We start from the raw sequence: 22,844 nt of genomic DNA on the forward strand, positions 1-22,844 counted from the left end.
GCGTCGTCGACGCGGGCGCGGCGGGCGAGAAGGGCTCGACCGCGACGGGCACGGGCGCCACGGTCTCCGGCGCCACGATCTCGGGTGCGCGCGCCGCGACGGCCGCGTTGGAGACGCCGGCGCCCGGGTGGCGCGCCTCCTCGACGGACGGCGCGTAGCTCGGCGCGGCGGGCAGCGCTGGCGGCGCGGCGACCGGTGCCGGCTCGGGCGCGATCGCGGCGGGCGCCGGAGCGGCCTGCGGCATCGGCGCCGCACCGGGCGCCTGGCCGGGCATCTGCGCCTGGCCGGGCATGGGCGCCTGCGCGCCGCCGGGGCGCTGCGCCGGCCGTGGCGGGGCGCGGCCGATGCCGCTCTCCACGACGACGTCGTTGGGCCCGCCGATCAGCAGCAGGTGCTCGACGCCGTCGCGGCGCAGGAGCACGAGCTGGCGCTGCCGGTCGAGGTCGTAGACGTCGACGATGCCGAGGCGCGGCTGCTTGGAGCGGCCGGAGGCGAGGCCCTGGCCGCTCACCCGCCGGCCCAAGAGCCGCGGCGCCAGCCACGCGAACAGGGCGAGGAGCCCCATCACCACGGCGAAGGCGATCAGGTACTGGACGATTGAGGTGTTCTCGAAGCCGAGCATGGCAGGTCGTCGCGCTCTCTACTGAACGGCGTCCCGTCGCGTCGCCGACCGGGCGCGAGGTCCCGTCCGGCGGCCTCGACGGGCGCGCGAGTTGTTCCGCGCCCGGGAGCGCGTCATGCACCATAAACGTCGCGCGGTTAACACGAAACCACCAGACGGTGGCAGACCATTAACGCGCCGTTAACCAACATGCCGGCAAATTTTGCCCAAGGCGGGGCCGGATTCGCGAGAGCGCCTCCCCGACCGACACCCGAGCCCGCGGCCTTCGCCGCGGCGACGCACCCGGAGCGACTCCCGTGACCGCCACCGGCCTGCCTCTCCTCGAGATGCTCAAGACGCGCATGCACTGGCATCAGGCGCGCCAGAAGCTGCTCGCCGAGAACGTCGCGAACGCCGACACGCCGGGCTTCGCGCCCCGCGACGTGGCGGAGCCGCGCTTCGGCCGCGACGGGCGCGGCGTCTCCACGGCGCTCGCCCCGGCGCGCACGAGCCCGCTGCACCTGGCCGGCACGGCCGATCCCCGTGCCCCCGCGCAGATCGACGGCGCGCGCTTCGAGGTGCGCCCGTCCGGCAACGCCGTGAGCCTGGAGGAGGAGATGCTGAAGGTCGCGCAGAACCAGTCCGACTACCAGCTCGCCGCGTCCCTCTACGAGAAGAATCTGGCGATGCTGCGCACGGCCATCGGCCGGCGCTGAGTGAAGGAGCGCGCGAATGGACTTCCTCAAGACGATCGCTGTGGCGGCCTCGGGCCTCAAGGCCCAGTCCGGACGCATGCGCGTCATCGCCGAGAACATCGCCAACTCGGATTCGACCGCCGCCACGCCCGGCGCCGATCCGTACCGCCGGCGCATTCCGACCTTCGTCGAGAAGCTCGATCGCGAGCTGGGCGTGCGCACGGTGACGCTGGGGCGCGTGCGCGAGGACCAGAGCGAGTTCCGCACCCGCTTCGACCCCGGCCACCCGGCCGCGGACGCGGACGGGCAGGTGAAGCTGCCCAACGTCTCCTCGCTCGTCGAGAGCATGGACATGCGCGAGGCCCAGCGCAGCTACGAGGCGAACCTCAACCTCGTCAACGCCACCCGCCGCATGCTCTCGCGCACCATCGAGATCCTGCGCGCCTGAACCGCCGAACCACGAGGTAACGCATCATGGCCACGAACATGTTCGCCGCCAACGCCTACGCCTCGATCCAGGGGCTCTCGCCGGGTCTGGGGCAGGGCGGTGCCGCGGGGCGCATCGGCGGTGCCGCCGGTGCCGAGCGCCCGGACTTCGCCGCCCTCGTCCAGGGCGCGATCGGCTCCGTCGCCGAGGCGGGCCGCGCCGCGGAGGCGCAGGCGAGCGCCGCCGCCGCCGGCCGCGCGGACGTCGTCGACGTCGTCACCGCGGTGGCCGAGAGCGAGGCCGCACTCAACACGCTCGTCGCCGTGCGCGACCGCGTCATCCAGGCCTACGAAGAGATCATGCGCATGCCGATCTGACGGCGGCGACGGCACCACGACCACCCGCGGAAAGCGTACCACCATGACCGGCATGGCCATCCTCGACATCGCCCGCGACGGCATCATGACCTTCTTCAAGGTCGGGGCGCCGGTGATGCTGGTCGCGCTCGCCGTGGGCGTGGCGATCTCGCTCCTCCAGGCGCTCACCCAGCTCCAGGAGCAGACCCTCGTCTTCGTGCCCAAGATCATCGCGGTCTTCGTCTCGCTGCTGATCATGCTCCCCCTCATGAGCGACGCGCTCGCGGGCTACATGTCCCGGGTCGCCGAGCGCATCGTGGCGGGCGGGTGAGGTGGCCGCGGTCGCGATCGCGACGGCCGCGACGGTCGCGGCGGTCGCGCACGAGCCGCGCGCGCGGCCCGCGAATCTCGTATCGTACCGGCCCATGGAGCTCGTCTCGCCCGCCGTCGCGACCACCTTCCTCCTCGCCTTCGCGCGGGTGGGCACCCTCGTGATGCTGCTGCCGGGGCTCGGCGAGCAGCTGATCTCGCCGCGCGTGCGCCTCGCCTTCGCGGTGCTGCTCACCATCGTGGTCTATCCCGCCGTGCGCCCGCTCGTGGAGCCCGCGGGCGGCATCGCCGGACCGGCGACGCTCTCGCTCCTGTTCGGGGAGATCCTGGTGGGCCTCGTGCTGGGGCTCGCCGTGCGCATGGTCGTGGGCGCGCTCCAGACCGCGGGCACCATCATCGCCCAGCAGATGGGGCTCGGCTTCGCCATGACGGTCGATCCCTCCGCGGGAGGGCAGCAGACCGCGATCGCCAACTTCCTGACGCTGCTCGCCATCACGCTGATCTTCGTCACCGACCTCCATCACCTGGCCATCGCCGCCGTGCGGGCGAGCTACGACATGCTCCCGCCCGGCGGCCTGCCGGAGAGCGGCGACGTCGCGCGGCTCGGCATCGAGGCGGTGGGGCGCGGCTTCGCGCTCGCGGTGCAGATCTCCGCGCCGTTCATCGTCTTCGCCATCCTGTTCAACCTGGGGCTCGGCATCCTCTCGCGCCTGATGCCGCAGCTCCAGGTCTTCTTCCTGGCGCTGCCGGCGACGATCCTCGGCGGCTTCATCGTGCTCGCCATCGTGGTCGGCGTGATGATGAGCGTGTTCCTCGAGAACCTGCGCGCCTTCCTGTCCACCATCTCCGGCCTCTAGAGGGGAGGGCGCCATGGCGGACCAGGACACCGAGAACGACGATCGCACGGAAGAGCCGACCCCGCGAAAGCTCGAGCAGGCGATCCAGAAGGGCGACGTCGCCAAGAGCCAGGAGATCACGACCTTCTTCGTGCTCGGTGGCTTCACCCTCGCGGCGCTGCTCGTCTCCGGCTTCAGCGCCGAGCGCATCGCGAACGGCGTGACGGGCTTCCTCGCCAACGCGCATCAGGTCACGGACGGCGCCGGCCACCTCGCCGTGATGCGCGACGCCATCGTCACCGTGCTGATCGCGCTGGCGGCGCCCTTCGCGATCTTCATCGTCGCCGGACTCGCCGGCGGCGGCATGCAGCATCGCCTGCTGTGGACCGTCGAGCCGCTGACGCCCAAGCTCGATCGCATCAGCCCCGTATCCGGCTTCAAGCGCGTCTTCGGCATGGAGGCGCTCGTCAACTTCGCCAAGGGCCTGCTCAAGCTCGCGATCATCGGCACGCTCGTGGCCGTCATCCTGTGGGGCGAGCGCGCGCGCGTCGACACGCTGGTGCAGGAGGACCCGACGCTGCTCTTCCTCGAGGTGCGCGATCTCTCGGTGAAGCTGCTCGGCAGCGTGCTGGCGCTGTTCTTCTTCGTCGCGGTGGGGGATTTCCTCTACCAGCGCTTCTCCTGGCTCAAGCGCCAGCGCATGACGCGGCGCGAGGTGAAGGAGGAGTTCAAGCAGTCCGAAGGCTCGCCCGAGATGAAGGCGCGCCGGCGCCAGATCCGCATGGAGCGCGCCCGCCAGCGGATGATGACGGCGGTGCCTCGGGCCACCGTGATCGTCACCAACCCGACGCACTACGCCGTCGCGCTGAAGTACGAGAAGGGCATGCCGGCGCCGATCTGCGTCGCCAAGGGGGTCGACGCGCTGGCGCTGCGCATCCGCGAGAAGGCCCGCGAGCACGACGTGCCCATCGTCGAGAACCCTCCGCTCGCCCGTGCGCTGCACGCGACCGTCGAGATCGACCGGGAGATCCCGGTGGAACACTACTCCGCCGTCGCCGAGGTCATCGGTTACGTCTTGCGGCTCAGGCGGCGTCGGGCATAACCGCTCGAGCGACGAGAACAGGCGACACGCACATGGCTCACACGAGCGACAAGCCGCAGCGGGCGATCGAGCGCAGCGAGACGCCGGGCAAGATCTGGCTCCTCGTCGTCCTCGCGCTCGTGCTGCCGGGTGCCTTCTTCGGCCTCTCCTTCGTCACGAGCGAGCAGGCCCAGCCGCTGATCACGGCGCTGCTCGCGCTGCTCGCCATGGCCGGCGTGTTCTTCATCACGGCCTACGCCATCGGCGCCTTCGGCTTCTCGGCGCAGGGCACGCGCAACGACCTGACCAAGGCGATGGCGGATTCCTCGTCGGAGGGGCTCGTCGTGGTCGAGGGGGACGGGCGCGTCGCCTACGCCAACGAGGCCTATCTCTCCTTCGCGGGCGCCACCGAACTCTCCGAGATCAAGACCGTCGAGCGCCTCTTCCTCGGCGCGCCGGAGGTCTCGGAGGCGATCTACCGCCTCGCCCAGGCCGCGCGCGAGGAGCGCGCGCTCGCCGAGGAGATCCGCCTCTCGCCGGCGCTCGGCGGGCGCGGTGACCACGGCTGGTATCGCGTGCGCGTGCGCCCGCTGCCGCGCCCGGGCGGCAAGCCCGCGGTGCTCTGGTCGATCGCCGACGTGACGCACGAGCGCGAGCGCCACGAGAACGTCTTCCAGGAACTCCAGCACGCCATCGACTATCTCGACCATGCGCCGGCGGGCTTCTTCTCCGTCGAGCCGGACGGCTCGGTCGCCTACATGAACGCCACGCTCGCCGCCTGGCTCGACCACGACCTCGCCAAGGTCGGCTCCGGCGGGCTGGCGCTCGAGGACATGGTGCCCCCCGACGCGGCGACCCTGCTCGCCTCGGTGGAGGGCGCGCCGGGCGAGGTGCGCACCGAGATCTTCGACATCGACATGACGCGCCGCGCCGGCCAGGCGCTGCCCGCACGGCTCTACCACCGCGTCGCCTTCGGCATGGAGGGCGAGCGCGGCGCCTCGCGCACGCTCGTGATCAACCGCTCGGCGGGCGAGGAGGGGTCCGCGGACGCCCAGCGCGCCGCGGAGGTGCGCTTCGCGCGCTTCTTCAACAATACGCCGATCGCCATCGCCACGCTCGGGCGCGAGGGGCGCATCCTGCGCGCCAACGCCCCGTTCGTGCGGCTGTTCGGCACGATGCCGCGCGCCGAGCCCGGCGGCGAGGAGCCGCGCCTCGTCCAGCGGGTGCTGGAGCGCGACCACGAGTCGCTCGCCGGCGCGCTCGCCGCCGCCGAGAGTGCGCGCGCGGCCGAGCCCGTCGAGGTCGGCATCGTCGGTCCCGGCGAGCGCTCGGCGCGGATCTGGACGAGCCCCGTCAACGAGACGGACGGGGAGGGCGAGGTCGCCATCGTCTACGCGCTCGAGACGACCGAGCAGCGCCAGCTCGAGACGCAGTTCGCCCAGGCCCAGAAGATGCAGGCCGTGGGCCAGCTCGCAGGCGGCGTGGCGCACGACTTCAACAACGTGCTCCAGGCGATCATCGGCTATTCCGACCTGCTGCTGGCCAACCACAGGCCGACCGACCCGGCCTTCCAGGACATCATGCAGATCAAGCAGAACGCCAACCGGGCCGCGAGCCTGGTGCGCCAGCTGCTCGCCTTCTCGCGGCGCCAGACGCTGCGCCCCGAGGTGCTCGACCTCGGCGAGACCATGTCCGACCTGACGATGCTCCTGAAGCGCCTGCTCGGCGAGCGCGTCGAGCTCGATCTGCGCCACGGGCGCGACCTGTGGCCGATCCAGGCGGACGTGCACCAGCTCGAGCAGGTCGTCATCAACCTCGCGGTGAACGCCCGCGACGCGATGCCCGACGGCGGGCGCCTGACGATCCGCACCGCGAACGTGCACGCCGAGGAGGCCGCCCGCCTCGAGCGCCCCGGCATGCCGGCGGCGGACTACGTGCTCGTCGAGGTCGCCGACACCGGCACCGGCATCCCGCCCGAGGTGATGGACAAGATCTTCGAGCCGTTCTTCACCACGAAGGAGATCGGCAAGGGCACCGGGCTCGGCCTCTCGACCGTGTTCGGCATCGTCAAGCAGTCCAATGGCTTCGTCTACGTCGATTCGACGCCGGGCGAAGGCGCCTCCTTCAAGGTCTACCTGCCGCGCCACGTGCAGACCTCCGCCGAGGTGGCGGCGGCACGGCTCGGCCCCCTCGCGAGGCCCAACGCCGACCTCACCGGCCACGGCGTCGTGCTCCTCGTCGAGGACGAGGACCCCGTGCGGGCGGTGAACTCCCGCGCGCTCAAGGCCCGCGGCTACACCGTGCTCGAGGCCGCCTCCGGCGTCGAGGCGCTCGAGGCGATCGCGAGGTCCGAAGCGCCGGTCGACCTCGTCGTCTCGGACGTGGTGATGCCGGAGATGGACGGGCCCTCGCTCCTGCGCGAGCTGCGCAAGACGCATCCCGACCTCAAGGTCGTGTTCGTCTCCGGCTACGCCGAGGACGCCTTCAAGAAGAACCTGCCGGAGGGCGAGGACTTCGCCTTCCTGCCCAAGCCCTTCACCCTGAAGCAGCTGGTGGAGACGGTGAAGGAGACGATGGGGCGGTGACGGAGCGGCGGCGGCCCGCCGTGGGCGGTGCGCGCTGCCGGGCTCGCGCGGACCTTTCCTGTGGACGCCGCCGCGGGCGGCGGATCGCGACGACCCGCGTCGGCCGCGCCGGGTGGACCCGGCCGCGGGCTCGCGCGGTCTCGCGCGGTCTCCGGCGGGCGCGCCGCAAACCCTTGCGCGACGGGCGCGGCGGCGGCGCCGGGAATTTTCCGTTCCCTTTTCGTTTTAGCTCTTGCGTAAGAGAACGAAGCGCGTACATTGCGGAGGTCGACGCCGCGTTGAGATTCGTCTCCACCCCGTGCAATAAGGGATTCGCGAAATGGCTCAGACCTCGCTGAGGCTGGTGGAAGGCTCCCCCATGGACAAGGACAAGACGAAGGCGCTCGACGCGGCGCTCTCGCAGATCGAGCGTGCGTTCGGCAAGGGCTCGATCATGCGGATGGGCAAGAACCAGCCGCTCGTCGAGATCGAGACGGTGTCGACGGGCTCGCTCGGGCTCGACGTCGCGCTCGGCGTCGGCGGGCTGCCGCGTGGGCGCATCGTCGAGATCTACGGGCCGGAGAGCTCCGGCAAGACGACGCTCGCGCTCCACACCATCGCGGAGGCGCAGAAGAAGGGCGGCGTGTGCGCCTTCGTCGACGCCGAGCACGCGCTCGATCCGGTCTACGCCCGCAAGCTCGGCGTGCAGCTCGACGACCTGCTGATCTCCCAGCCGGACACCGGCGAGCAGGCGCTCGAGATCACGGACACGCTGGTGCGCTCGGGTGCGGTGGACGTGCTCGTGGTCGATTCCGTGGCGGCGCTCACCCCGCGCGCCGAGATCGAGGGCGAGATGGGCGAGGTGCAGCCGGGCCTGCAGGCGCGCCTGATGTCGCAAGCGCTGCGCAAGCTCACCGGCTCGATCTCGCGCTCGAAGACGATGGTGATCTTCATCAACCAGATCCGCATGAAGATCGGCGTCATGTACGGCTCGCCGGAGACGACGACGGGCGGCAACGCGCTGAAGTTCTACGCCTCGGTGCGCCTCGACATCCGTCGGGTCTCGACGCTGAAGGACCGCGACGAGGCGATCGGCAACCAGGTGCGCGTCAAGGTCGTCAAGAACAAGGTCGCCCCGCCGTTCAAGCAGGTCGAGTTCGACATCATGTACGGCGAGGGCATCTCCAAGGTCGGCGAACTGCTCGACCTCGGGGTGAAGGGCGGCATCGTCGAGAAGTCCGGCGCCTGGTTCTCCTACGACAGCCAGCGGCTGGGCCAGGGGCGCGAGAACGCCAAGACCTTCCTCAAGGACAATCCAGACGTCGCCAAGCGCATCGAGGACGCCATCCGCCAGAATTCGGGCGTGCTGGCCGACCGCATCCTCGACGAGGCGACGCCCACCGCCGACGACCTGGACGAAGGCGAGGCCTGACGCGCCACCCGCTCTCGCGGGGGCGAGGTCCCCCGGCTCGGCGCTCGCCCGGCGCGCGACGAGCGAGCCTCGGACCGGGTCGGGCGATCCGCGAGTTCGGGGTGGGCGAGTTCGGGGTGGGCGAGTTCGGGGTGGGCGAGTTCGGGGTGGGACCGCGCCGCCATGCGCGGCGTGACGCAGCCCGAGGCTCGCGCATCCCCGAGGCGGTGATGCGGCGAGGCGGTGATGCGGCGAGGCGGCGATGCGGCACGGTGCCGCCCGCCGGCTTCGCTCGTATCCGCTTCGCTCGTCTCGGTGTCGCGGCCCCGGGCCGTCTCCGGCCGCCATGCAGGCCCGATCCCGCGGGGCTCGGGGTGGCTCGGTGCCGGTCGAGGGCTGCGCGGAGCGGGAACTGCGGTGCTTCCCGCCGATCATCGCGGCGCGTCTCGTGCCATGGCGCGGACGTCGTGCGTCGGGCGCAGCACGGCGACGGCGAGGCCGAGCGCGGCCGCGGCGAAGAAGGCGGCGGGAAGGCCGACCTCGTCCGCCGCCGCCCCGGCGAGCGCCGGCCCGACCAGCTGGCCGGCCGAGATCAGGAAGAACGTCGCCCCGAAGCCCGCCGAGGGCCGGTCGTTGAAGACGTTGACGCTCCAGATGCCGTAGAGACCCGTCACCAGGATGAAGGCCGCCCCGTAGAGGGCGCCGCCCGCGAGCACGAGGGGCGCGCTGCCGGGCGCTGCCGCGAGGATGGCGGTCACGAGCGCGATCGCCACCGTGCCGGCGGCGAGCACCGTCGAGAGCCCGAAGCGGCGCACGAGATCCCCGGCGAGGCCGCCGGCGACCCCCGCGACGCCGATCAGGATCCAGAACACGCGTCCCGCGTCGGGCGCGAGGCCGCCGCGCGCGACGACGAGTTCGACGGCGAAGGTCCAGAACACCGAGGTCACGAGCCCGAAGGCGAACGCGCCGGCGAAGAGCGGGCGCGCCTCCCGGCGCATCAGGAACGCCCGCGTCAGCCGCGGCGGCCGCGCCGCCGCGCCCGCCGCCGGCCCCGCGCTCCCGCGGCCGGGCAGGAGGAACGCGTTCCAGATCGTCGCGGCGAGCGCCAATGCGGCGAAGACGAGCCAGGCCGTGCGCCACTGCACCCCCGCCAGAATCGCGACGGGACCCGACAGCATGACGCCGAAGCTCGTGCCGGAATTGATCCAGGCGTAGGCGCGGTTCTGGTGGCGCTCCGCGACGAGGCGCATGACCGCGTCCGACATCGGCGGATAGGCGAGCCCGGGGCTCGCCCCCGCGAGCACGACGCCCGCGGCCAGGACCCAGACGTTCGGCGCGAGCCCGATCAGCGCCATGCCGGCCGCCGCCGCGAGCCCGCCGAGGACGACCGGCGGGCGCGGCCCCAGCGTCGCCGACACCGTCGAGCCGAACAGCGTCGCGAGCAGGTAGGCCGCATAGGAGCCGCTGGCGATCAGGCCGAGCGCGAAGGCGTCTAGCGCGAACGCCGCGCCGATCTGCGGCACGAACAGGCCGTAGGTGTAGCGCGCGAGGCCGTAGGTCGCGCCGACGATGGCGATGCCGGCGGGAACGAGCGCGAGGGGCGACAGCGCCCCGTCGCCCCGCTTCGCGTCTTTCCTTGCGTCTCCCTCGGCGTCTCCCCGCCGCCCGCTCGTCCCGCTCACAGCCGCCGAGAGAGCTGGATCGCGATCGTGCGGTCGCCGGTGAGGCCCTGCCAGAGCACCTCGAAATGCCCGCCCTCCTCGCGGATCCGTCGGAATTGCCGGTCGGAGAGCTTGATGCACACGTTGGTCAGCACCCAGGCCGGGAGCGGCGCTTCGTCCGCCTGCGTGCGGTCCGCGCGCCCGCGTGCGTCCCGGTCGACTTCGTGCGCGCACACGGCCGCCAGCACCGGCGGCGACTCGGCGAGATCGACCGGCACGACGAAATGCGCGTAGTCCGCGAGCGTCGCCCGCGTCACCGAGCGCGCCGTCAGTTCGGAGAAGCGCCGCATCTCGGGGAGCGCGTAGAAGGCGCCGATGCCGCCGAGCGCGCCGTCCGCGACGACCTGCATCTCCGAGAGGACGAGGTCGCCCGGCCGGGTGAGCCGCATCAGCCGCGCGCGCGTGTTCGCCGGCGTGTCGTTGCCCTCCTGGAAGCCGAGATGGGTGATCACCATCGGCGCCGCGTCGAGCGCGAGATCGGCGGCGCCGATCGTGTCGTAGTCGACCGTCAGCGGCCGCACCAGCGCGTCCGGCAGGATGCGTGAGACGCCGGCGCGCATCGTCTCGGCGGATTCCGGGTTGATGTCGACGGCGGTGTAGCTCGCCGGCGCGACGCCGAGCCGGGCGAGGCGCTCCAGCATGTGGCAGGTCTTCGTCGGCTCGGGCCCGAGCTCGACCCAATGATAGCGCTGCCCGCCCGCCGCGTGCGAGACCTCGAGCGCCGCCATCGTGAGGAGATCGCGCAGGCCGACGGGATCGTGCGAGGTCGCGCCGATCGTCGGGTCGCCGATCGCCGCCTCGTTCAGCCGGCGCATCAGGCCGAAGATCTCCGCGAGGCGCGAGCGCTCGGCGCGGTCGCCGGACTGCGGCGCGTACTTGCGGCTGTTCGCCCGCGTCACGATGCGGTCCTCGTCGACGCCGAGGTACCAGGCGAGCGAGCGGCAGGCGCGCTGCTCGAGGTCGTCCGCGGCCGACGGAGCGGGTGCGGGAGGGGAAGAGGAAGAGGAAGAGGAAGAGGAAGAGGAAGAGGAAGAGGAAGAGGCTTGGCGGGTCTGGGCGTGCGAGGTCGTCGAGTCCATGGCCGTTCGTCGCTCCGCTTCGAGATTGCCGTGGTTCTTGTAGGTAACCAAAAGCTGTGTTGCAAGGGCTTTTTCCATCTTGACGCTAGGTCAGAAGCGCGGCGCACGCGTGTCCCGCGGCGCGCTGTCTTGCCTCCCGAAGCGCCACGGCGTAGCCCTGTGCGTGCGCCGCCGGCCCGCGTGGGCCGGCGCTCTTCGGGGCGTGATCGATGACCATCCAGAAGCAGGCCGGGTTCTGGCTCGCCGCGTTCGTCGCCACGGCGTTCTTCCTGTGGCTGTTCTCCGACATCCTGCTGCCCTTCGTGGCGGCGCTGGCGCTCGCCTACCTGCTCGATCCCGTGGCGGACCGGCTGGAGCGGCTCGGGCTCGGGCGGCTCGCGGCCACGCTCCTGATCCTGCTCGCCTTCGTGCTCGTGTTCGTGCTCGTGCTGGTGCTGATCCTGCCGCTCGTCGCCCGCGAGACGACCGCGTTCCTCGAGACCCTCCCGGCCTACGTGACGCGCCTGCAGAGCCTGCTCGTCGAGCGCGGCGCGCCGCTGCTCGACTATCTCGGCGTCGAGATCTCGGGCGAGGAGCTCCAGCGCAACATCGGGGACATCGTCTCGCGCGGGGCGGGCTACCTCGGCACCGTCCTCGGTACGCTGCTGGCGAGCGGGCAGACGGTGATCTCGGTCTTCTCGCTCCTCGTACTCACACCCATCATCGCCTTCTACCTGCTCGTCGACTGGGACCGGATGGTCACCACCGTCGACGGCTGGCTCCCGCTGCGCAACCGCGCCACCATCCGGCGGCTGGCGGGCGACATCGACGACGTGCTCTCGCGCTTCGTGCGCGGGCAGGCGACGCTCTGCGTCATCCTCGGCGGCTTCTACGCGCTCGCGCTGATGGCGATAGGGCTGAATTTCGGGGCGCTGATCGGGCTCGTGGCCGGGCTCCTGTCGGTCATCCCCTACGTCGGCTCGATCACGGGGCTGCTCCTTTCGGTGGGCGTCGCCATCGTCCAGTTCTGGCCGGACTGGATCTGGATCGTCGCGACGCTCTCGATCTTCCTGTTCGGCCAGTTCGTGGAGGGCAACTTCCTCTCGCCGAAGCTGCTCGGCGGGGCGGTGGGCATCCACCCGGTCTGGCTGATGTTCGCTCTGTTCGCCTTCGGCTCGCTGTTCGGCTTCGTGGGCCTGCTGCTCGCCGTCCCGCTCGCGGCGATGGTGGGCGTGCTCACCCGCTTCGCGATCGGCCGCTACCTGGAGAGCCCGTTCTACGATCCGGCGCTCGGGCGCGGGCCGCAGCGCCCGGCGGAGGACGGGGATGGCTGAGCCGGGCGGGCGCATGCGCCAGCTCCCCCTCGACCTCGCCGGGGCACCGAGCCACGCCGAGGAGGACTTCCTCGTCGGCCCCTCGAACGAGGCGGCCTACGCGGCGATCGAGGCCTGGCCGCGCTGGAGCGACCCGGTGCTGCGTCTCGAGGGGCCGCGCGGCTCCGGCAAGACGCATCTCGGCGCGATCTGGGCCGCCCGCGCCGGCCCCGTGCGCATCGCCGCGCGCCTCGTGCGCGAGGAGGACGTGCCGCGGCTCGCGGCCGCGGGCGCGATCCTGCTCGAGGACGCGGACGCCGGCCCGCTCGACGAGCCGGCTCTGTTCCACCTGCTGAACCGGGTGCGCGAGCGCGGTGGCTGCGTCCTGATCACGGCGGCGAGCCCGCCGGAGGCCTGGGGCATCGCCACCCGGGACCTCCTCTCGCGGCTGCGGCTCGCGCCGGTCGCGCGGCTCGCGGCGCCGGACGACGGGCTGCTCAAGGCCGTGCTGGTCAAGCTCTTCCTCGATCGCCAGCTCGTCGTCGACACGAGCGTCGTGGACTTCCTCGCCCTGCGCCTCGAGCGCTCGCTCGCCGCGGCGGGCGAGGCGGTGGCGGCGCTCGATGCCGAGGCGCTCTCGGCCAAGCGGCGAATCACGCGGCCGATGGCGGCGCAGTACCTCGCGCGGCTGACCGGAGAGGAGGGGGCGCAGGACGCCGGCGGCGCCGCGGTCGAGGCGGGGCCCGATCGAGGTCGGGCCTGACCGGCCGCGCCCTTCCGCCCGCCCGGCCTTGCCTCTATCATCACCCCGTCACATCGATGGCGTTCGAGTGGGGGCGCCGATGCGACGACGGGGAGAGAATCTTGCGCGCCAACATCACCCGCGAGGAAGTTCAGGCGATCGCCGAGGTGGAGAACCCGCCCGCGGTGCAGAAGGGCGAGGCGCCGGAGGGCGCCGACCTGCGCGGCACGCCGCATCGGTTCGTCAACCGCGAGCTCTCGTGGCTGCAGTTCAACCGGCGGGTCCTGGAGGAGGCGCAGAACCCCAATCATCCGCTGCTGGAGCGGCTGCGCTTCCTGTCGATCTCGGCCAACAACCTGGACGAGTTCTTCATGGTGCGCGTCGCCGGCCTGAAAGGGCAGGTGCGTTCCAACGTCTCCGCGGTGAGCCAGGACGGGCTCACCCCCTCCGAGCAGCTCGCGCGGATCGCGCAGGCGGTCTCGACGCTGGCCAGCGACCAGCAGGCCCGGTGGCGGGCCCTGGCACCGGAGCTGCTCGAGGAGGGCATCGCCATCGTCGGGGAGGGGGACCTCGACGGGGCCGAGCGCGCCTGGCTCGAGGACCACTTCCTCCACCACGTCTTCCCGATCCTCACCCCGCTCGCCATCGACCCGGCGCACCCCTTCCCGTTCATCCCCAACCTGGGCATGACGATCGCGCTCAAGCTGCGCCGCCGCAGCGACGGGCGGCTGCTCAACGCGCTCATCCGCCTGCCGCTCAAGATCGACCGCTTCATCAAGCTGCCGGACGGCGGGGCCGGCCTGCGCTTCGTGGCGCTCGAGCAGGCGATCGAGATGCACGCCTCGCGGCTCTTCCCGGGCTACGAGCGAATCGGCCAGGGGTGCTTCCGGGTGATCCGCGACAGCGACCTCGAGATCGAGGAGGAGGCGGAGGATCTCGTGCGTGTCTTCGAGACGGCGCTCAAGCAGCGCCGGCGCGGCAGCGTGATCCGTCTCGAGATCGAGGCCTCGATGTCCGATGATCTCGCCCAGTTCGTCTCCGACGAGCTCGACGTCGCCCCCGACGAGGTCTTCAAGGTCGACGGCATGCTCGCCGTGAACGACCTCTCGCAGATCGTCGGGCTCGAGCGGCCGGAGCTGAAGTTCAAGCCGTATGCGCCGCGCTTCCCCGAGCGCATCCGCGAGAAGGGCGGGGACGCCTTCGCCGCGATCCGCGAGAAGGACATCGTCGTCCACCACCCCTACGAGAGCTTCGACGCCGTCGTCGGCTTCCTGGAACAGGCCGCGCGGGATCCCAACGTGGTGGCCATCAAGCAGACGCTGTACCGCACCTCCTCGCAATCGCCCATCGTGGCGGCCCTCGCGGAGGCGGCGGAGGCCGGCAAGTCCGTGACCGCGCTCGTCGAGCTCAAGGCGCGCTTCGACGAAGAAGCCAACATCCGCTGGGCACGCGACCTCGAGCGGGCCTCGGCCCAGGTCGTGTTCGGCTTCATCGAGCTCAAGACCCACGCCAAGCTGTCGATGGTGGTGCGGCGCGAGGGGGGAAACCTCGTGACCTATTGCCACGTGGGCACGGGCAACTATCACCCGATCACGGCGCGCATCTACACCGACCTGTCGTACTTCACCGCGGACCCGGTGATCGCCCGCGACGTCTCGCGAATCTTCAACTACATCACCGGCTACGCCGAGCCCGCCGAACTCGAGCGCATGGCGGTCTCGCCGGTGACGGCGAAGAAGCGGCTCCTCCAGCACATCGAGGAGGAGATCGCCCACGCGACGGCGGGGCGGCCGGCGGCGATCTGGCTCAAGTGCAACGCGCTCGTCGACGCGCAGATCATCGACGCGCTCTACGACGCCTCCGCCGCCGGCGTGCAGGTGGATTGCGTCGTGCGCGGGATCTGCTGCCTCAGGCCCGGCATCCCGGGCCTGTCCGAGACCATCCGCGTGAAGTCCATCGTCGGGCGCTTCCTCGAGCACTCGCGCATCTACGCCTTCGGCAACGGCCACGGTCTGCCGCACGCCAAGGCGCACGTCTACATCTCGTCCGCGGACCTGATGCAGCGCAACCTCGACCGGCGCGTCGAGGCGCTCCTGCCGATCACGAACCCGACCGTGCACCAGCAGGTGCTCGATCAGATCATGCTCGCGAACCTGCTCGACAACCAGCAGAGCTGGCGCGTCCTGCCCGACGGGTCGAGCGAGCGCATCGTTCCGGACGCGGACGAGGAACCTTTCAACGCGCACAAGTTCTTCATGACGAACCCGAGCCTCTCGGGTCGTGGAAAGTCGCTGAAGACGTCGAGCCCGCGGGAGCTGTCGCGGCGCCGGCGGGCGAGGAGCTAGAGCATCATCCCACCCGGGGGGCTCCGGCGGACAGGGGCGAGATCGTTGGACACGACGAGCGACAAGACCAACCCGCGCGACACCGCGCCCGGCCGCCTCAAGGTCGGGCGGCCGATCGCGATCATCGACATCGGCTCGAACTCGGTGCGTCTCGTCGTCTACGAGGGCCTCACCCGCGCTCCGATGCCGATCTACAACGAGAAGGTCCTGTGCGGGCTCGGCCGGCACGTGGTCTCGACCGGGCGGCTCGAGGACGAGGCGGTGGCGCGCGCGCTCAGGGCGCTCGCCCGCTTCAAGGTCCTGTGCGAGACGATCCGGGTCGGCGAAATCCTCGTCCTCGCCACCGCGGCGGCGCGCGACGCGCAGAACGGGCCGGACTTCCTGTCGCGGGCCGAGGAGATCGTCGGGCGGCCGATCGAGCTGCTCTCGGGCGCCCGCGAGGCGGAGCTGTCGTCCCTGGGCGTGATCTCGGGCTTCCACGAAGCGGACGGGATCGTCGGCGACCTCGGCGGCGGCTCCCTCGAACTCGTCGACGTGGCGGGTCTCGAGGCTGGGCAGGGCGTGACGCTGCCGCTCGGCGGGCTGACGCTGCAGGATCTCTCCGACGACAGCCCCAAGAAGGCGCGCCGTCTCGTGCGCGAGGCGCTGCCGCGGGCGCCGCAGCTCGCGCGGCTCAAGGGCCGCACCTTCTACGCGGTCGGCGGCACCTGGCGCAACCTCGCGCGCCTGCACATGGCCGAGCGCGGCTACCCCTTGCGCGTCATGCACGACTACCGCATCGATCCCGCCGACGGGCTCGCCTTCCTCGAGATGGTGGAGCGCACGCCCGCCACCGCGCTCAAGGAGATCGACGCGGTCTCGGACGCGCGCCGGCCGCTGCTCGCCTACGGCGCCATCGTGCTCGAGGAGATCATCAAGCTCGGGCGGCCCGCGAGCATCGCCGTCTCGGCGCTGGGCGTGCGCGAAGGCATCCTGTTCGAGCGGCTCGACGACGATCTCAAGGCCCGCGACCCGCTGATCACGGCGGCGGCGGACTTCAACGTCCTGCGCGCCCGCTCGCCCGGGCACGGCGTCGAGCTGGTCTCGTGGACGGACACGCTGTTCGAGACGCTGGAGCTCGACGAGACGCCGCAGGAACGGCGCCTGCGCCACGCCGCCTGCCTGCTCGCCGACATCGGCTGGCGGGCGCATCCGGACTATCGCGGCGAGCAGAGCCTCAACATCATCGCCAACGGCGCCTTCGTCGGCATCGACCATCCCGGCCGCGCCTATCTCGCGCTGTCGAACTACTTCCGCCACGAGGGCCTGTCGCTGGAGAAGGCGAGCGCGCAGCTCAAGGGCCTCGCGACCCCGCGGCTGATCGGGCTCGCGCGCATCCTCGGAGGCGCCTTCCGCGTGGCCTATCCGGTCTCCGTCGCGATGGAGGGCGTGCTGCCGAAGACGGCGCTGATCGCGCGCGGCGGCGCGAAGGGCCCGCGCATCGTCCTCAACCTGCCCGAGGACATGGGTGACCTCGTCGGCGAGCGGCTGGTCGGACGGCTCAAGCAACTCGGGCGGGTGCTGGAGCGCGAGCCGAAGATCCAGGTGGGGTGAGACGACCTCGCGCGTCACGGCCGTGCCCCCGCGGAGCGAACGACGGCGGCGTGCCGGCGCGCCCGCACGTCCGCTGCGAGGCGATCGCGCGCCTCGACATCCCCGACGCCGTCGTTCCATGGGCGAGCCCCGGCGCTCGCACGACGCCGTAGACATGCGGCTGGCGCAGTGCGGTTGACAATTGTAAAGAAATCGTTGACCAATTATACCGTAGGTGGCGTAGCCTGCAGCCGAGGCGCGCATTTGGTCCCGCGAGGGGCGCCGCAACCTTCGTTCTATGGATCGGGAGACGAAGACGATGGCCGAACGCCCGAAGAATCTCGAATACTACGGCGACATATACGGTAACCTGCTGCCCGACGCGGCGAAGATCGCGGAACAGCAGCGTGCGTCCGACGGTGTTCCGGACGCGCGGACCCGCGACATGGTCGCGACGAGCGTCGCTCAGGCCCTCTCGCTGACGCCGGCGAGCTTCATTGCGAAATTCGACGAGGTCTGCGACTGCGCCGTGAAAGGCGGGCATGCCTCCGAGACCGAAGCCTCGCTCTTCCGGCGTTTGGGCCATGCCTATGCGCGACGGGACGAGTCGGAGGCGGGCGCGGTTCTGGACGAGATCGGACGCCACTCCGACGGGTCGGCGCTCCTGAAGAAGGTGCAGGAAACGTTGCCGGAGGCGCAGGCCGAACGGCGGGAACGCCATCCCAGGAGGTTCTGGCAGTTGGTGGGAGGCTATATCGGTCTCTGGATCGGCGCCGCCCTCGGCGGCGGCTGGTACGGCGCGGCTCTCGGCTTCAAGATCGGATACGAGCTGGCCGGGGTCATCTACGACCGCACGGGTGGCGGGCCATCGGGAAGCAACGTCATGGCCAGACCGAACGGCGAGCCCTGTACACAGCCCGTGTGGCTCTGAAACCTTTCCGATCGACGGCTGTTCCAGAGGAGAGGGAACCGATGTTTGAGCGCCCGGAAAAACTCGAATACTATGGCAATATTCACGATGATGTTTCGAAACGCTTTGGAAAGCCCCCGGAGCCGAGCGTCTCGCCCGACGACGTCTCGGACCTCGGAACGCGTCGCCTGATCGCGACGTCGGTGGCGCAGCTCCTCTCGCTGACGCCGGAGAGCTTCGAGGCGAAGTTCACCGAGATCTGCGATTGCCTCGTCCGACGCGGAGTCGCCTCGGCCTCGGAAGCCGATCACCTCCGGCGCCTGGGCCACGCCTACGCGCGCCGAGACGAGGGGCGTGCGCTCGAGGCGATCGAAGCCATCGCAGGCATCACCGCCCCCTCCCCCTTCCTGCGGGCGCTGAAGAACGAGACGGCGCAGACACAGACGATGTCGAACGACGGGGACAAGGACAAGAAACTCTGGAAGCTGATCGGGGGGCTGATCGGCGCCGCGGTCGGCGGCCTGATCGGCGGCTGGTCAGGGGCGTCTCTGGGCTTTCTGGTCGGCTCCGAGATAGCCTTGTACATCCACGAGACCTACGGGGGTGGCCGGCGGGGAAGCAACGTGATCGCCGGACCGAACGGCGAACCCTGCACCACACCTTTTTTCCTGTGAGGCTAGACGCGCGGGCCCGGCTCGTTCACACACCTGCGGCGCGCCTCGCGACGGGCACGCACGTCTCGAGGAAGCGCGCCACCGCATCGATCCCGAGCAGGGGGCGGCCGATGAACCAGCCCTGCGCGATGTCGCAGCCGTGCAGGCGCAGGAACTCGAGCTGGGCGCGGGTCTCGATGCCCTCCGCCACGACGTCCATGCCCAGCGAGTGCGCCAGGTTGACGATCGTGCGGGCGATCGCGGCGTCCTCCGGATCGGTGCCGATGTCGCGCACGAAGGACTGGTCGATCTTCAGCCGGTCGACGGGGAAGCGCTTGAGGTGGGCGAGGGAGGCGTAGCCGGTGCCGAAGTCGTCGAGCGCGATCGTCACGCCGAGCGCGTGGAGCCCGCGCAGGGTCTCGGCCACCTTGTCGCTGGCGCGATCGAGGAGGACGTTCTCGGTCACCTCGACCTCGAGCCGCGTCGGCGGCAGGCCCCAGCGCGCCAGATTGCGGGCGACCTCGGCGACGAAGCCCTCGTCCTTGAGCTGGGCGGCGGCGACGTTGACGGCGACCTGCCCGGGCTCGAGCCCGCGGTCCACGAGCTCGCGCACTGCGCCGAGCGCCTTGTCGAGCACGATGCGGCCGAGCGGCTGGATGAGCCCGGTCTCCTCCGCCACCTGCACGAACTCCGCCGGGGAGACCATCTCGCCGTCCCGCCGCCAGCGCACCAGCGCCTCGAATCCGGTATGCGTGCCGTCGCGCGTGCGCGCCTGCGGCTGGAGCGCGATCTCGAGCGCGCAGCCCGCGATCGCCTCGCGCAGCGCGTGCGAGATCTCCTGGCGGCGCTCGAGCCGGCTGAGCAGCGCCGGGTCGAAGAAGCACCAGGTGCCGCGCCCCTTCGCCTTGGCCTGGTAGAGCGCGATGCCGGCGTTCTTGAGCAGGTCCGCGGACGTCTCGCCGTCCTGCGGATAGAGCGTCACGCCGATCGAGGCGCTCGGCCGGAAGCGTCGCCCGGCGATGCCGATCTCCTCGCGCAGGCTGTCGTGGATCGCCGCGACAACGCGGTGCGCGTCGGCCGCGTCGCGCAGCCCCGGCAGGAGAACGGCGAACTCGTCGCCGCCGAGCCGGGCCACGACGTCGCTCGCGCGGACCGCGCCGGAGAGCCGGCGTGCGACCTCGCGCAGCAGCGTGTCGCCGGCGTCGTGACCGAGCGTGTCGTTGATGTCCTTGAAGTGGTCGAGATCGAGCAGCACGACCGCGCCCATCCCGTCCGTCGCGCGCCGGCCGTCGAGCACGTCGCGCAGTCTCTGGGTGACGACCGCGCGATTGGCGAGCCCGGTCAGCGCGTCCTGCTCCGCGTGGCGCTTGATCGCGGCCTCCGCCTGCTTGAGGCTGGTGATGTCGCTGCGCACGCCGACCGTATGGCCGGAGGCGGAGCGGCGCTCGCAGACCTGCAGCCACCGCCCGTCGCCGAGATGCTGGATGACGCGATCGGTGGGGTGCTCGCGGTGCATCTCGATGCGGCGGTCGAGCCAGGCCTCGCGGGCCTGGGGCGTGTCGCCGGCGTCCGCGTACTGGCCGTGCGCGACGCCGTAGCGCAGGATGTCCTCGAAGCGCGCCCCGAGCGTGATCGCCGGCGCGGACGCGGCGTAGAAGTCCTTGTAGGCCTGGTTGAACAGGACGAGCCGGTCGTCGGCGTCGTAGGCGGCGACCGCGTCGGGAATCGTGTCGAGCACGTCGCGCAGCAGGCCCTCGGCGGCGGCGCGCTTCTCCATCTCGGCGGCGGCCGCCGCCTCGGCGCGCTTGCGCTCGGTGATGTCGTAGCGGATCGAGACGAAGCTCTCGATTCGGCCCTCGCCGTCGCGCATCGGCACGATGGTCGTGTCGACCCAGTAGAGCCCGCCGCATTTCGCCCGGTTGCAGATCTCGCCGCGCCAGGAACGACCGGCGGAGACCGTGCGCCAGAGGTCGCGGAAGAAGCCCGGCTCGTGGGTGGCCGAGTTCACGATCCGATGCGTGCGCCCCAGCAGCTCCTCGCGCGTGTAGCCGCTGATCGCGCAGAACAGGTCGTTGACCCAGGTGATCCGCCCGGCCCGGTCGGTCACGGCGACGATCGAGTGCTGGTCGAGCGCGGCCTTGTAGGTGCCGAGTTCGGCGAGCGCGCGCATCGTCTCCTCGTGCGCCTGCATCAGGCGCGCACGGTGCTCGCGTTCGGCGGTGACGTCGGCGAAGCTCGAGATGACCGTCCGACCCGCGGTGCCGGTCGCATCGAGCACGCGCGCGTTCACCTTGAGCCAGCACCGGGTGCCGTCGGGGCGCTCGATGCCCATGACGACGTCGCGCACGCTGGTGCCGCGTGCGAGCGCGATCATCGGCGGATGCTCGGCCCCCGGCAGATCCGAGCCGTCCTCGCGGATGGCGCGCCAGCGCGGGTCGTCCGAGGTGCGCCCGAGCATCACGTCGCCGTCGAGGCCGAGCAGCCGCTCGGCCTCCTTGTTGCAGTCGATCACCGCACCGCTCTCGTCCTGGATGACGATGCCGCAGGCGACGTTCTCGATCACGCTCTCCAGCCGACGGCGGCTTTCGATCGCATCGCTGATGTCCGTCTGGATCCCGATGAATCCCTCGAGCCGGCCGTCCTCCGCACGGATCGGCTGGATGTCGGCGTCGACCCAGTACTCCCGTCCCGACTTGGCGCGATTGAGGATCTGGACGCGGATGCCCCGGCATTCCGCGATGGCCCGGCCGATCGCGGCGGAGGTGGCCGGGTCGGTCGCATCGCATTCGAGGAGCGGTGCCACGCGTCGGCCGATCGCCTCCTCGCGCGCATAGCCCGTGAGTGCCTCGAATGCGGGGTTCACCCATTCGATCGTGCCGTCGGGTCGGCCGAGGATGACCGCGTTCTTGGTGAGCTCGGCGATCAGCGTCAGCCGCTTGAGGCGCTCGCGGGCGCTCTCGCGCTCCGTCACCTCCCGCGCCGTGCCGCGATAGCCGAGGAAGCCGCCGTCCTCGTCGAAGACGGGGTCCCCGTTCACCTCCGTGTAGCCCGGCGTGCCGTCGGCGCGGGCGCGGCGGTAGACGAGCTGGCGGATCGGGCGGCGCGCGTCGAGATCCGCCTTGTGGGCGCGCCAGAACGGGTCCTCCTCGGGCGTGGTGCCGGCGAGCTCCCAGCGCGTCATGCCGACGACGCGCAGCATGTCGAGACCCGACTTGCCGCCCTCGTCGCGCATCATGCTGAAGCGGTGCTCGGCGTCCGTCTCCCAGAGCCAGTCCGAGCTCGTCGCCAGGAAGTCGCGCAGCCGCTGCTCGCTCTCGCGCAGCGCTCGCTCGGCCTCCATCCGGTCGGTCTGGTCGAGGCAGATGCCGACGAGGCCCTGGACGGCACCGTCGACGACGATCGGCGCCATCGTCGTCTCGGAGGCGACGCGCCGGCCGTCGTCGCGCGACTTCAGCATCGAGAAGTGCACGGTCTCGCCCGCCAGCGTGTGGCGGTGCCAGCCCTGCCACTCCTGCGCCATGGCGGGGTCGAGCCCGGTCTCCAGCGGCGAGCGGCCGACGAGATGGCCGAAGGCCTCCCGGTCGAGGCGGTTCTGGAGCTCGTAGCGGCCCTCTCGGTCCATCACCCAGAACGGGTGCGGCAGGCAGTCGAGCGCGGCGGTCAGCCGCGTGCGCCAGGCCTCGAAGCCGGCGCGCTCCCGTGCCGTCGCCAGGGCCTCGTCCACGACGGCGGCGATGCAGGCGGCGATCTCGACGAGCTGTGCGCGCAGGGCGGGATCGGCCGAAGCCGGGTCGAGATCGCCGATCGCGAGGCGCAGGCGCACCCCGCCGCCCTGCGGATCGCACGCGATCTCGTCGGCCCGCGTGCCGGGCGTCGCTCCGTCGACGGCGAGGACGCGTCCATCGGCATCCACCACGCTCGCCCCGCTCGCACGCGCCACCGTGCGCGCGAGGCGCACGAGGCGGCCGATGGCGCGGCGCAGCGCATCGGGATCGCAGCCATGTCGAGGATCGGTCACCGGAGCACTCTCGCTGAAGGACATCGAAATGCGCGACGTGTCACGGTGATGCTGCCGAAAATCAGTAAACCAAAGGTTCTCACCACTAACAAAGGTGAGGATGCGCGAATGCCTGAATCTGGAGGTTGCTTCAACCAAGTCGCCATGCGGGCGCTCGGCCGGCCGCCGCCAGAGCGTGCTCCCGAGAGCGCTCGCCGATTCTTTTCAGCAT

17 protein-coding genes and 1 pseudogene are annotated in these 22,844 nt (G+C 71.2%); 14 read left to right on the plus strand and 4 right to left on the minus strand.

All coding sequences use genetic code 11. The features are described 5' to 3' along the window. Positions 1 to 622: pseudogene (locus AB9M23_RS16010) on the minus strand (hypothetical protein); the annotation flags it as partial. 296 nt (positions 623 to 918) lie between these two features. Between AB9M23_RS16010 and flgB the strand changes: the two are divergent. The 8 genes from flgB (at position 919) to recA (ending at position 8,322) form a co-directional block, all read left to right on the plus strand. Next, positions 919 to 1,317, plus strand: a complete 399-nt coding sequence (flgB, locus tag AB9M23_RS16015) for a flagellar basal body rod protein FlgB (protein ID WP_372425570.1) — start codon at positions 919 to 921, stop codon at positions 1,315 to 1,317. Between the two features lie 16 nt (positions 1,318 to 1,333). Further along, positions 1,334 to 1,744, plus strand: a complete 411-nt coding sequence (flgC, locus tag AB9M23_RS16020) for a flagellar basal body rod protein FlgC (RefSeq protein WP_372425571.1) — start codon at positions 1,334 to 1,336, stop codon at positions 1,742 to 1,744. Between the two features lie 26 nt (positions 1,745 to 1,770). Continuing rightward, a complete protein-coding gene (gene fliE / locus AB9M23_RS16025; RefSeq protein WP_372425572.1) occupies positions 1,771 to 2,100 on the plus strand; it encodes a flagellar hook-basal body complex protein FliE in 330 nt (109 codons plus the stop codon). A gap of 43 nt (positions 2,101 to 2,143) precedes the next feature. Beyond that, positions 2,144 to 2,410 carry a flagellar biosynthetic protein FliQ gene (locus AB9M23_RS16030; protein WP_029029366.1) on the plus strand — a complete coding sequence of 89 codons (267 nt, stop codon included), beginning with the start codon at positions 2,144 to 2,146 and terminating at the stop codon, positions 2,408 to 2,410. Positions 2,411 to 2,504: 94 nt separating this feature from the next. Beyond that, complete coding sequence (gene fliR / locus AB9M23_RS16035) at positions 2,505 to 3,266, plus strand: flagellar biosynthetic protein FliR (protein WP_372425672.1); 762 nt, start codon at positions 2,505 to 2,507, stop codon at positions 3,264 to 3,266. 13 nt (positions 3,267 to 3,279) lie between these two features. Further along, complete coding sequence (flhB, locus tag AB9M23_RS16040) at positions 3,280 to 4,347, plus strand: flagellar biosynthesis protein FlhB (RefSeq protein ID WP_372425573.1); 1,068 nt, start codon at positions 3,280 to 3,282, stop codon at positions 4,345 to 4,347. Between the two features lie 32 nt (positions 4,348 to 4,379). Then, positions 4,380 to 6,911, plus strand: a complete 2,532-nt coding sequence (cckA, locus tag AB9M23_RS16045; protein ID WP_372425574.1) for a cell cycle histidine kinase CckA — start codon at positions 4,380 to 4,382, stop codon at positions 6,909 to 6,911. Between the two features lie 319 nt (positions 6,912 to 7,230). After that, positions 7,231 to 8,322, plus strand: a complete 1,092-nt coding sequence (gene recA / locus AB9M23_RS16050) for a recombinase RecA (RefSeq protein ID WP_372425575.1) — start codon at positions 7,231 to 7,233, stop codon at positions 8,320 to 8,322. Positions 8,323 to 8,732: 410 nt separating this feature from the next. Here recA and AB9M23_RS16055 read toward each other — a convergent pair whose 3' ends face one another. Together AB9M23_RS16055 and AB9M23_RS16060 are read right to left on the minus strand one after the other, a co-directional pair. Further along, on the minus strand, positions 8,733 to 9,983 hold the full coding sequence (locus AB9M23_RS16055; protein ID WP_372425576.1) for an MFS transporter: 1,251 nt from the start codon (positions 9,981 to 9,983) through the stop codon (positions 8,733 to 8,735). Next, positions 9,980 to 10,921, minus strand: a complete 942-nt coding sequence (locus tag AB9M23_RS16060; RefSeq protein WP_372425577.1) for an L-histidine N(alpha)-methyltransferase — start codon at positions 10,919 to 10,921, stop codon at positions 9,980 to 9,982. The genes AB9M23_RS16055 and AB9M23_RS16060 overlap by 4 nt, the downstream gene beginning before the upstream one ends. Positions 10,922 to 11,310: 389 nt before the next feature. Between AB9M23_RS16060 and AB9M23_RS16065 the strand changes: the two genes are divergently transcribed. The 6 genes from AB9M23_RS16065 to AB9M23_RS16090 all read left to right on the plus strand — a co-directional run bounded on the left by AB9M23_RS16065 (position 11,311) and on the right by AB9M23_RS16090 (position 18,636). Beyond that, positions 11,311 to 12,414, plus strand: a complete 1,104-nt coding sequence (locus AB9M23_RS16065) for an AI-2E family transporter (protein ID WP_372425578.1) — start codon at positions 11,311 to 11,313, stop codon at positions 12,412 to 12,414. Continuing rightward, positions 12,407 to 13,156: an HdaA/DnaA family protein gene (locus AB9M23_RS16070; RefSeq protein ID WP_372425579.1), complete on the plus strand. Its 750-nt coding sequence runs from the start codon at positions 12,407 to 12,409 to the stop codon at positions 13,154 to 13,156. Before AB9M23_RS16065 ends, AB9M23_RS16070 begins: the two co-directional genes overlap by 8 nt. Positions 13,157 to 13,212: 56 nt before the next feature. Continuing rightward, positions 13,213 to 15,480, plus strand: coding sequence for an RNA degradosome polyphosphate kinase (locus tag AB9M23_RS16075; RefSeq protein WP_372425580.1), 2,268 nt, complete (start codon positions 13,213 to 13,215; stop codon positions 15,478 to 15,480). A 45-nt stretch (positions 15,481 to 15,525) separates the two neighbouring features. After that, a complete protein-coding gene (gene ppx, locus AB9M23_RS16080; protein WP_372425581.1) occupies positions 15,526 to 17,073 on the plus strand; it encodes an exopolyphosphatase in 1,548 nt (515 codons plus the stop codon). Positions 17,074 to 17,371: 298 nt separating this feature from the next. Next, on the plus strand, positions 17,372 to 17,983 hold the full coding sequence (locus AB9M23_RS16085) for a hypothetical protein (protein WP_372425582.1): 612 nt from the start codon (positions 17,372 to 17,374) through the stop codon (positions 17,981 to 17,983). A gap of 41 nt (positions 17,984 to 18,024) precedes the next feature. Continuing rightward, complete coding sequence (locus tag AB9M23_RS16090; RefSeq protein ID WP_372425583.1) at positions 18,025 to 18,636, plus strand: hypothetical protein; 612 nt, start codon at positions 18,025 to 18,027, stop codon at positions 18,634 to 18,636. Positions 18,637 to 18,661: 25 nt separating this feature from the next. Here AB9M23_RS16090 and AB9M23_RS16095 read toward each other — a convergent pair whose 3' ends face one another. Further along, entirely contained in the window at positions 18,662 to 22,633 is a 3,972-nt protein-coding gene (locus AB9M23_RS16095; protein ID WP_372425584.1) for a sensor domain-containing protein, read from the minus strand. Positions 22,634 to 22,844: the final 211 nt, after the last annotated feature.

The sequence above is a fragment of the Salinarimonas chemoclinalis genome (genome assembly GCF_041514305.1).
Lineage (GTDB): Bacteria > Pseudomonadota > Alphaproteobacteria > Rhizobiales > Beijerinckiaceae > Salinarimonas > Salinarimonas chemoclinalis.